We start from the raw sequence: 9,091 nt of genomic DNA, 5'->3' as shown, positions 1-9,091 counted from the left end.
CGGCGCGCCGTGCCCTTCGACGGCCACCAGCGCGGCGAGGCGGTGCGCGGCGTGGCGCTGCGCCTGAGCCTGCCATCCGCCTCGGGCCCGCCGGTCCAGGCCGACATCGGCGTGGCCAAGACGCTGCGCAAGCGCACCCAGATCCGTCACGCCGTGGTGCGCGCGCTGGTGCTGCTGGAGTCGCTGTTCGCGCTGGCCTGCGTCGGCCTGATCTGGTTCTCGGTCAGCAACGGCCTGCTGCCGCTGAACCGCCTGCGCGCCGGCCTCAACGCCCGCGACGGCGACGACCTCGAACCGATCGCGGCCACGCAAGTGCCGTACGAGCTGGAGCCGGTGGTGTCGGCCTTCAACGGCTTGCTGGACAAGGTAGGCGAGGGCGCGCGGGCGCGCCAGGAGTTCCTGGCCAACGTGGCGCACCAGCTGCGCACGCCGCTGGCCGGCCTCAAGACCCAGCTCGAATGGCTGGGCGCGCGCCATGCCGAGCCGGAGACCGCGCAGTCGGTCAAGCTGATGCTGTCGGCCACCGAGCGCATGATCCGCCAGACCAACCAGCTGCTGGCGCTGGCCCGCGCCGAGCCGGGCCATTTTGAAAAGACCCGGCTCGAACCGGTGGCGCTGAACGCGCTGGTGGAGGAGGCGGTCCAGTCCTTTGTCGACCGCGCCACGCTCAAGTCCATCGACCTCGGCTTCGACCTGCAGCCGCTGACCGTCATGGGCGACCGCTTCCTGCTGCGCGACCTGATCGACAACCTGATCGACAACGCCATCCGCTACACGCCGCCCCACGGCACGGTGACGGTGGCCTGCCGCCCGGACGGCGAGGGCGGCTGGCTCACGGTCGAGGACAATGGCCCCGGCATCCCGCCGGCCCGGCGCGAGCAGGTGTTCAGCCGCTACGTGCGGCTGGACGACAAGACCACCGGCAGCGGCCTGGGCCTGGCGATCGTGCGCGACATCGCCACCGTGCACGGCGCCACCCTGGCCATCGCCGACGGCGCCGGCGGCCGGGGCGCGCTGTTTTCCGTCCGTTTCCCCTGAATATTTGCCGCTGTCAGGAATTTGTCAGCATTTCCTCAGGGTAATGCAAGCTGGGCCCGTTACACTCCAGGCATGTGAACAATCATCGGGAGCGGGCCATGAAGCGTGTCCAACAGGGCTTTACCTTGATCGAGCTTATGGTGTCGGTGGCCATCGTCGGCATCTTGATGGCGGTGGCGATCCCGGCCTACAGCGATTACGTGACCCGCGGCCGCCTCAGCGAAGCGTTCACCGCGCTTGGCGGCGCCCAGCCGGCGGCCGAGCAGTTCTGGTCCAACAACCGCACCTATGTCGGCTTTGACGCCGTCAGCACCTTCCCGCCCGCCACCGCCAACTTCCGCTACGCGCTCAGCGCGGCTACCGCCTCGAGCTACACGCTGACGGCCACCGGCATCGGCAAGATGACCGGCTTCGTCTACACCATCGACCAGAACGGCACCCATGCCACCACCGGCAGCCCGACCGGCTGGGGCGTGAGCACCTCGTGCTGGGTGGACCACAAGGGTGGCGCATGTTCCAACTGACGCCGCCGGCCCGGCGCCGCCAGCGTGGCCTCACGCTGCTGGAGCTGCTGCTGACGCTGACCATCTTCGCCTTCATGCTGGCGATCGGCATCCCGAACGCCAGCAACTGGCTGCTGAGCAACCGCGCGCGCAGCGCCAGCGAGTTCTACGCCGACGGCTTCAGCCTGGCGCGCCGCCAGGCCGTCATGCACAACAGCTTCAGCCGGATCTCGCTGTCGCCCAACGTCAACAGCGGGCAGATGGACTGGCAGGTCGACATCTGCTTCGTCTCGCCGGCCACCCAGTGCGGCGCGACCGAGACCGGCTGGTCGACGGTCGACACGCCGGCCGACAACGATCCCGAGGGCGCGGCCGGCTACAGGTCGGTGTACCGCGCGGCCGACTCGCTGCCGAACTCGGAAGTGCTGTTGCCGAGCACCCTGCCGGAAGGCAGCTCGCAGGTCTACTACACCCCGGTCGGCTGGGTCGACACCCGCTTCGCCCAGCGCCTGACCAGCCTGCGCCTGGATCCGGCCGCCAAATACGCCAACGAAGTGCCGGCGGTGGCGCTGGTGGTCACGCTGGCCGGCATGGCCAGCAAGTGCGACCCGCGCGTCCCCGCCAGCGATACAAGGGCCTGCCCACCATGAAACCAACCATGTCCCCCCGTCCCTCCCGCCGCCAGGGCGGCATCGCGCTGCTGGAGGCGATGCTGGCCATTGTCATCCTCGGCATCGGCCTGCTCGGCACCATCGGCCTGCAGGCGCGCGCCTATTCGGCGCTGTCGGACGCCAGCCTGCGCGCCGAGGCCACGCTGGCCGGCGAAAAACTGCTGGGCGTGATGAACGCCGACAGCAACAACGTGCTGAACTACGGCGTCATCGAGGGCGGCGCCGTCACCGCCGCCGCCCAGCCGTGGGTGGACGAGACCCAGGCCGCGATCCCGGGCGCCATCATCGCCGTCACCGTCACGCCGCAGCAACTGCGGGTCCAGGTCGACATTTCCATCAAGTGGAAACGCAAGGCCGGCGGCGTCACCAACCAGCATCTGGTCACTTCCTATATTGCGATCTGAGCCATGAACCTCTCCCTGTCACGCCGCCGCGGCGGCTTCTCGCTGGTGGAACTGATGGTCAGCGTGGTGATCGGCCTGCTGGCGCTGCTGTTTGCCACCCGCCTGGTGGTCAGCGGCGAGCAGAACAAGGATGCCGCCGTGGGCGGTTCGGACAGCATGCAGAACGGCATGCTGGCGCTGTTCTCGCTCAGCAGCGACGCCACCGAGGCGGGCTGGGGCCTGAACGATCCGATGCTGGCCGGCTGCGACACCGTGTTCTCCGACGCCAACGGCTACGTGCTGCCGGCCACGCAGCGCGGCGGCGCCAACATTACGCCGCTGGCGGCGGCGGTGATCCAGTCCAACGGCCAGGACCCGGACGTGATCTCCTTCAACAGCGGCACCTCGCAGGCGGGCGCCGGCTCGGTCAAGCTGTTCGCCGACTACACGGTCGGCAACACGCTCACCATCGACAACCGCAACCCCTACGCCTTCAACGACGGCGACGTGATGGTGATGGCGCCGTTGACGCCGGGCAGCGGCCAGTGCACCCTGTTCCAGCTGTCCGGCTTCGGCGCCGGGGCCAACAGCACCATCCTGGTCAACAGCGGCGGACGCTACCGCTTCAATCCGGTCGACGGCCTGCCTTTGCCCTACAAGCAGAACCTGGCCTACATCTACAACCTGGGCGCGCCGGCGCAGTTGCACTTCCATACCTGGACGGTGGCCAACGGCGTGCTGCTGTTGCGCGCCGCCGAGTTGGCCGGCGCCGAGCAGGCCGGCGTGTCGGTGACCGACAACGTGGTCAGCATCAAGGCCCAGTACGGCTTCGACGCGCGCCTGCCCGGCCCCAAGGCCTACGATCCCAACCCGGGCGCCGACGGCATGCAGGTCACCAAGTGGAGCGCCACCATGGTGGACGCCGACAGCGACGGCGTGGTCGGCAGCCCCGGCGACTACCAGCGCATCGCGGCGGTGCGGATCGCCGTGGTGGCGCGCAGCAAGAACACCGAGAAGCCGAACTCGGCGGGGCAGTGCAGCGCCACCACGGTGCTGCCGACCGTGTTTGCCACCAGCGTGCCGACCGGCGTGGCGGCGGTGCCGGTGCAGGTCAACGTGGCGGTGGCCAACGACCCGGTGGCGTGGCAGTGCTACCGCTACCGCGTGTTCGAGACCATCGTGCAGATCCGTAATTCCCAATGGAGGCCGTGATGCGCCTGCCTTCCCGACAACGCGGCATCGCGCTGCCCATCATGCTGATCATGCTGACGGTGATGCTGGTGAGCAGCATCTACCTGCTCAAGTCCAGCACCTCGACCACGCTGACCACGGCCAACCTGGCCTATGACGCGGCGCTGAGCAAGTCGGCCGACCTTGGCATCCACACGGCCTTCGCCTACCTGCGCTCGATACCGGCCTCGTCTCAGCTGGAAAGCAACCAGCCGGCCAACGGCTACGTCGCCACGCTGACGCCGACCTGGACCGTCAGCACCCCGGCCTTCTGGATCGGCTCGGTCACCTTGCCGGCCGACGCGGCCGGCAACCGGGTCGAGTACGTGATCCACCGCCTGTGCGACTTCGCCGGCCCCTTCAACCCGCCCAACCGCTGCCTGCTGACCTCGGCGCGGCCGAACTCCAAGTCGCCCACGCCCTACGGCAAGAGCAACCGCGCGGACAGCCCCAACTACCAGGACCAGCCGCAGCTGCACTACGTGGTCACGGCGCGCATCGTCGGCGCGCGCGGCGGCAATGTGATCACGCAGGCGGTCGTCATGAAAGGGCCGTGAGGCCGCAGTCTTTTTGAATGGAAGCCATCATGAACAAGTTCTCTTCGACGCTGTCCGGCCTGCTGCTTGGCGCCGCGCTGTGCGCGCCGCAGGCGGCCATGGCCGCGGCCACCCAGATCGCCCAGGTGCCGCTGCTTAACATCACCGGCACCGGCACCGTCAAGCCCAACCTGATGCTGCTGTTCGATAACTCCGGCTCGATGGACCAGACCTACACGCCGGACTACGTCAACGACAACCTGTGCCGCAGCGCCGCCACGCTGCAGGCCGGCATCACCGCGTGCGCGGTCGGCCATCCGCCGTTCATGAGCCCGGACTTCAACAAGCAGTACTACAACCCCAAGATCCGCTACCTGGTGCCGATCAAGTCCGACGGCAGCTACTATCCCGAGCAGAACGCCGCCAACACCAGCAACTGGACCTCGGTCAGCGGCGACGGCTTCGGCGCCCACAAGGCCGACCTGTTCGGCAACACGGTGAGCTCCAACATCAACCTGGTGACCGGCTTCCCCGACCTGAAGTGGTGCAACGGCAGCGGCGTGTGCCAGTTCAACACCGCCAGCTACACCTACCCGGACGCCAACTACCAGAGCGCCACCGCCATCACCACCGGCCCGTACTACTACACCATCGGCGTCGGCCAGTACTGCACCGACGACACCATGAAGACCTGCGTCTCGACCGCGGTCGGCGCGGCGGCGCCGGCCGGCTACCCGGTGCCGGTCAAGGTGCGCTGGTGCAGCGACAAGCTGCTGACCCAGTGCCAGGGCAAGCGGGTGGGGGCCTTCATCTACCCCGGCTATTCGATGCCGGCCGGCGCCACCGCGTCCTACGGCACCATCGCCATCGGCGCCTCGGCCACCGCCAGCGCGCTCAGCATCAGCAGCGTGGTGGTCAACGGCAGCATCACGATCACCAATGCGGCTGTCAACGCCGCCACCGGCACCAACAGCCTGATCAAGCAGCAAACGCTGGCCAGCGCGCTGGCCGCCAACATCATCGCCACCTCGGTGGGCCGGGGCGCCGCGTCCACCAGCCTGTACTATGCCTGCGTCAAGACGCCGACCGGCCAGGCCACGGTGCCCGCCTGCAGCGTGTTCGGCATCACGCTCAGTGCCGACAACGTGGTGGCGGTGCTGCCGGTCAGCTGCACCGGCAGCGTCACCGTCAGCAACTGCGTGACCGTCTCGGACAGCTCGCGCGCCGGCTGGGGCATCGCGGTCACGTCGCCAACCGTCGTGGTGACGGCCTACGCGCCGGCCCGCGCGGTGGTCACCTTCGCCGGCACGGCCACCTCGTCGTCGCAGACCGCCATCCTCAGAAGCCTCGGCTATGCCGGCACCACGCTGGTGGGCGGCACCTCCACCAGCTCGCCCACCTACCTGACCCTGGGCAAGAGCTGGACGCCGTCGCAGATCGCCTCGGCGCTGGTCACCAAGATCGGCACCGCCGGCACCATCAAGGCCTACCTGGGCAACAGCAGCAACTGCCCGGCCGGCTACAACGCCAACAGCGTCTGCCTGCTGAACTGGGCCTCCACCGACAACACCGCCACCATCAGCGCCTTCACGATGGACAACCAGGGCTCGATCAGCTGGGCCACCAGCGCCTCCAGCGGCTACGTGGCGGCCGTCAACGACACCATCCCGGCCAGCACCACGGCGCTGTCGGCCGGCTCCAGCGCGCCCAACCCCTTCGCGCGGGTCAACATCGTCAGCGGCCAGACCTATCCGAAGGGTACCGACCGCACCGACTGCGCCGGCACCACCTGCACCTATGCCGAGGAGATGAACAACTTCGCCAACTGGTATGTGTACTACAAGAGCCGGCTGCAAATGATGAAGAGCTCGATCGGCATCGCGTTCTCGGCCATCACCGCCAACTACAAGGTCGGCTACGTCAAGCTGTCGAACGCCGGCGCCGGCGCCGCCATCGACCTCAAGCCGGCCGACTTCACCGGCGGCGCCCGCGCCAGCTGGTACACCACGCTGTACAACACCACCACCTCGGGCTCGACGCCGATCCGCACCGCGATGGACAACGTCGGCCGCATGTTCTCCAACCTCACGCCGTACAACTACGCGGCCGGGCAGGAAGTGGTGCAGTACCCGTGCCAGCAGAACTTCATGATACTGACCACCGACGGCTACTGGAACGGCAGCTCCACCGCCAACGTGGTCAACAACGACAACGTCGAGAACCCGGAGCGCTTCTGCACCCAGGCGCGCGGCTGCGTCGACACGCGGGCGCAGTCGCAGCCGTCGATCTCGGACGTGGCGCTGCACTGGTACAACGGCGGCTCCAGCACCACCACGGTGTCGCTGCGGCCCGCGCTGGAGCCGGACATGAGCAAGCCCGGCTCGGTGCCGGCGGCCGGCGGCGAGAACACCCACCTGCACATGAACACCTACACGCTGGGCCTGGGCGTGGACGGCGTGATGACCTATGAGCCGAACTACGACACCGCGCCCAAGACCGGCGGCGACTTCTACAACCTGATCACCGCCGCCACCAGCGGCTGCCCGTGGAACGGCAACGGCGCCTATGTCTGGCCCAACCCGGACGTCACCAACACCGCCAGCACCGTGCAGGAACGGGTCGACGACCTGTGGCACGCGGCCATCAACGGCCACGGCAAGTATTTCAGCGCCCAGGACCCGAAAGACGTGGTGGGCGGCCTGAGCGAGGCGCTGTCGAACATGCAGGTGCACGTGGGCGCGGCCGCGGCGGCCGCCACCTCGACCCCGAACATCACGCTGACCGACAACGACATCTTCTCCGACACCTTCACCACCGTGAAGTGGTACGGCGAGCTGTCCGACAAGAAGATCGACAGCACCGACGGCAGCGTCGGCAACAGCGCCACCTGGACCACCAGCGACACCCTGGGCAAGAAGGTCGGCAACAGCAGCGACACCCGCACCATCTACATGTTCGACACGGCCGGCGGCAATGCCGGCACGCCGAGCGAATTCCGCTACGCCAACATGACGGGGGCGGCGCCCGGCTGGTTCGCCAACAAGTGCGCGTCGCTGTCGCAATGCGTGCTGCTGTCGGCGGCCGACAAGGCCATCGTCAACGACGGCAACAACATGGTCAACTACCTGCGCGGCCAGCAGCAGTACGCCGACGACAGCCTGTTCCGCGCCTACACGCTGACGCTCAACACGCCGGCCGGCGCCTCCGGACCGATCCCGATCGTACTGGGCGACATCGCCTCGTCCAAGCCGGCCTTCGTGCGCGACCCGCGCAACGACTACCCGGACCCGGACTACGCCACCTTCAAGGACCTTTACGGCAACCCGAACAGTCCCCAGCGCCGCAGCGGCACCGTGTTCACCGCCGCCAACGACGGCATGCTGCACGCCTTCGACTCGGCCACCGGCGGCGAGCTGTGGGCCTACGTGCCGCGCATCACGATGAAGAAACTGTACGCGCTGGCCGGCACCACCTACGGCACCAACCACCAGTTCACCACCGACGGCTCGCCCGAGGTGGCCGACATCAAGGCCGGCGCGCTGGGCTGGCGCACCGTGCTGGTGGCCGGCCTGAACGGCGGCGGCCGCGGCTACTACGCGCTCGACATCACCGACACCAGCCATCCCAAGCAGCTGTGGGAATTCTGCGCCGACTCGGCCGTCTGCGCGCTCAGCGACGGCGACCTCGGCCTGACCTTCGGCAATCCGCAGTTCGGCACCCTGGCCAACGGCCGCTGGGTGGTGTTCCTGACCTCGGGCTACAACAACGTGCCCGGCACCGACGGCGTCGGCACCGGCAGCGGCAAGGGCTTCCTGTACGTGCTGGACGCCTACACGGGCGAATTGCTCAACAAGATCGGCAACAACTCGGGCGACACCACCACGCCGTCCGGCCTGGCCAAGATCTCGGCCATCAGCAACGACCCCGGCGCCGATCCGCGCATCCAGTACATCTACGGCGGCGACAACCAGGGCCAGATGTGGCGCTTCGACCTGAGCGCGGCCTCGGGCGCGATCACGGTCAACCTGATGGGCAACGCCGGCACCTCCAAGCCGATCACCACGCGGCCGGACGTGACCACCTGCGCGGTGCAGGTCACCTCGGTGATCGCCGGCGTGCCGACCACCACCACGGGCGGCGTGCGGGTGGTGCTGTTCGGCACCGGCCGCCTGCTGGACGTGCCGGACACTACCGATACCTCGGTCCAGAGCCTGTACCTGCTCAAGGACAGCGGCAGCCTGATCGGCGACATCCGCGGCGCGACCATGGTCAAGCAGACGCTGAGCCTGCTCGGCTCCAGCAGCAACGTCAACACCTACCAGATCACCGCCAACGCGGTCGACCTGACGCAGAAGGACGGCTGGTACTTCGACTGGTCGGTCAACGCCGGCGAGCGCATGAACCTGGATCCGCAGATCGTCAGCGGCGTGGCCAACGTGGTGACCAACCTGCCGACCTCGTCGTCGTCGTGTTCGGTGGGCGGCTCCAGCAACCTGTACCAGGTCAACGTTTGCAACGGCCAGGCGATCGGCACCCATCCGGTCGGGGCGACGCTGTCGAACACCTCGGCGGCGGTCGGCTTCATCATCATCCGCCTGCCGAACGGCCAGCTGAAGATGATCACCACGCTGGCCGACGGCACCAACAAGACCTCGCCGCTGTCCGAGCAGACCTCGCCCGAGGCCCACCGCACGGGCTGGCGCAGGGTGAAAGGGGAGTGAGCGGGGGCA

At 68.2% G+C, this 9,091-nt stretch carries 7 protein-coding genes; all 7 read left to right on the top strand.

Annotated features, from left to right (window positions below; all coding sequences use genetic code 11):
• Window positions 1–9: 9 nt before the first annotated feature.
• Window positions 10–1,038: a sensor histidine kinase gene (locus GTP90_RS27945; protein ID WP_371875139.1), complete on the top strand. Its 1,029-nt coding sequence runs from the start codon at window positions 10–12 to the stop codon at window positions 1,036–1,038.
• A gap of 98 nt (window positions 1,039–1,136) precedes the next feature.
• Window positions 1,137–1,562, top strand: coding sequence for a type IV pilin protein (locus GTP90_RS27940; protein WP_161086576.1), 426 nt, complete (start codon window positions 1,137–1,139; stop codon window positions 1,560–1,562).
• Window positions 1,550–2,191: a GspH/FimT family pseudopilin gene (locus GTP90_RS27935; RefSeq protein ID WP_161086575.1), complete on the top strand. Its 642-nt coding sequence runs from the start codon at window positions 1,550–1,552 to the stop codon at window positions 2,189–2,191. Before GTP90_RS27940 ends, GTP90_RS27935 begins: the two co-directional genes overlap by 13 nt.
• Before the next feature lie 8 nt (window positions 2,192–2,199).
• Window positions 2,200–2,616: a type IV pilus modification PilV family protein gene (locus tag GTP90_RS27930; protein ID WP_254452082.1), complete on the top strand. Its 417-nt coding sequence runs from the start codon at window positions 2,200–2,202 to the stop codon at window positions 2,614–2,616.
• Between the two features lie 3 nt (window positions 2,617–2,619).
• The gene (locus GTP90_RS27925) at window positions 2,620–3,807 is read left to right on the top strand and encodes a PilW family protein (protein WP_161086573.1); all 1,188 of its coding nucleotides are present in this window, start codon (window positions 2,620–2,622) and stop codon (window positions 3,805–3,807) included.
• The gene (locus GTP90_RS27920; protein WP_254452081.1) at window positions 3,807–4,382 is read left to right on the top strand and encodes a pilus assembly PilX family protein; all 576 of its coding nucleotides are present in this window, start codon (window positions 3,807–3,809) and stop codon (window positions 4,380–4,382) included. Before GTP90_RS27925 ends, GTP90_RS27920 begins: the two co-directional genes overlap by 1 nt.
• Before the next feature lie 29 nt (window positions 4,383–4,411).
• A complete protein-coding gene (locus GTP90_RS27915) occupies window positions 4,412–9,082 on the top strand; it encodes a PilC/PilY family type IV pilus protein (RefSeq protein ID WP_161086571.1) in 4,671 nt (1,556 codons plus the stop codon).
• The last annotated feature ends 9 nt before the right edge of the window (window positions 9,083–9,091 follow it).

It is taken from the genome of Duganella vulcania (assembly GCF_009857655.1).
GTDB classification, from domain to species: domain Bacteria; phylum Pseudomonadota; class Gammaproteobacteria; order Burkholderiales; family Burkholderiaceae_D; genus Rugamonas; species Rugamonas vulcania.
The sequence above is the reverse complement of the archived record's forward strand: the minus strand, read 5'-3'. Positions and strand labels throughout refer to the sequence as shown.

Bases quoted from the DNA above. Each gene is read 5' to 3' on its own strand.
- GTP90_RS27925 (WP_161086573.1), top strand. From the start codon at position 2,620: ATGAACCTCTCCCTGTCACGCCGCCGCGGCGGCTTCTCGCTGGTGGAA.
- GTP90_RS27930 (WP_254452082.1), top strand. From the start codon at position 2,200: ATGTCCCCCCGTCCCTCCCGCCGCCAGGGCGGCATCGCGCTGCTGGAG.
- GTP90_RS27920 (WP_254452081.1), top strand. From the start codon at position 3,807: ATGCGCCTGCCTTCCCGACAACGCGGCATCGCGCTGCCCATCATGCTG.
- GTP90_RS27935 (WP_161086575.1), top strand. From the start codon at position 1,550: ATGTTCCAACTGACGCCGCCGGCCCGGCGCCGCCAGCGTGGCCTCACG.
- GTP90_RS27940 (WP_161086576.1), top strand. From the start codon at position 1,137: ATGAAGCGTGTCCAACAGGGCTTTACCTTGATCGAGCTTATGGTGTCG.
- GTP90_RS27915 (WP_161086571.1), top strand. From the start codon at position 4,412: ATGAACAAGTTCTCTTCGACGCTGTCCGGCCTGCTGCTTGGCGCCGCG.